At 68.7% G+C, this 316-nt stretch carries 1 pseudogene; it reads left to right on the top strand.

The window, feature by feature from the left end:
• Window positions 1–316 (top strand): annotated as a pseudogene (locus tag M8J74_RS45220) (amino acid transporter); the annotation flags it as partial.

The raw sequence follows: 316 nt of genomic DNA, 5'->3' as shown, positions 1-316 counted from the left end.
GTCGTTCTGGAAGGGCAAGCTCTTCGTCCTGGCGCTGCTCGGTTTCGCCGCCACCGACTTCCTGATCACCATCACCCTCTCCGCGGCGGACGCGGCCACCCACATGGTCGAGAACCCGCACCTCACCGGCATGCTGCACGGCCGGCAGATGCTGATCACGCTGGTCCTGGTCGCCCTGCTCGGCGCGGTCTTCCTCAAGGGCTTCCTGGAGGCCATCGGCGTCGCGGTGGCCCTGGTGGTGGCCTACCTCGGACTCAACGCGGTCGTCGTGGCCGTCGGCCTGTGGCACGTGATCACCGCCGGGCACGTCGTCACC

The organism is Streptomyces panaciradicis (assembly GCF_023516615.1).
Lineage (GTDB): Bacteria > Actinomycetota > Actinomycetes > Streptomycetales > Streptomycetaceae > Streptomyces > Streptomyces panaciradicis.
This window is presented reverse-complemented; position numbering and strand designations above follow the sequence as displayed.